The sequence below is a fragment of the Aureimonas flava genome (genome assembly GCF_003583935.1).
GTDB classification, from domain to species: Bacteria; Pseudomonadota; Alphaproteobacteria; order Rhizobiales; family Rhizobiaceae; genus Aureimonas; species Aureimonas flava.
This window is the reverse complement of the sequence record NZ_QYRN01000026.1, coordinates 1-874: the sequence shown is the minus strand read 5'-3', so window position 1 is coordinate 874 and position 874 is coordinate 1. Positions and strand designations below refer to the sequence as shown.

The 874-nt window shown below is 67.5% G+C and carries 1 protein-coding gene; it reads left to right on the top strand.

Going from position 1 to position 874, the window contains the following annotated elements; translation table 11 throughout:
• Positions 1–874: formyltetrahydrofolate deformylase (purU, locus tag D3218_RS19435; protein ID WP_119541729.1), on the top strand; the 874-nt coding region annotated here is incomplete at both ends.

The window sequence follows — 874 nt, the reverse complement described above, 5'->3', positions numbered from 1 at the left end:
TTTGTCCTGACGGTGACCTGTCCGACGGCGCGCGGGATCGTTGCGGCGATCTCGACGTACCTGTCTGGGAAGGGGTGCAACATCGTCGATTCGGCGCAGTTCGACGACCTGGAGAGCGGGCGCTTCTTCATGCGCGTCGGCTTCGTCTCGGAGGAGGGCGCGCCGCTCGCCGAGCTGGACGCGGGCTTTGCCGCGGTGGCCGCCCCCTTCGCCATGGACTTCGCCTTCCACGACGCGGCGCGGCCGATGAAGGTGCTGCTCATGGTGTCGCGCTTCGGCCATTGCCTGAACGACATCCTGTACCGCTGGCGCATCGGCGCGCTGCCGATCGACATCGTGGGCGTCGTCTCCAACCATCTCGACTACCAGAAGGTCGTGGTGAACCACGACATCGCCTTCCACCACGTGCCGGTGACCAAGGCCAACAAGCCCGAGGCCGAGGCGCGCATCCTCGAGATCGCCGACGCGGCCGGCACCGAGCTGATCGTGCTGGCGCGCTACATGCAGGTGCTCTCGGACGCGATGTGCCAGCGCATGTCGGGCCGCATCATCAACATCCACCACTCGTTCCTGCCGAGCTTCAAGGGCGCCAACCCCTACAAGCAGGCCTACGGGCGCGGCGTGAAGCTGATCGGGGCCACCGCCCACTACGTCACCGCCGACCTCGACGAGGGCCCGATCATCGAGCAGGACGTGGCCCGCGTCACCCACGCCCAGTCCGCCGCCGACTACGTCTCGATCGGCCGCGACGTCGAGGCCCAGGTCCTGTCGCGCGCCATCCACGCCCACATCCACCACCGCACCTTCCCCAACGGCGAGCGAACCGTCGTCTTTCCCGCATCCCCAGGCGGATACGCCTCCACCAAAATGGGCT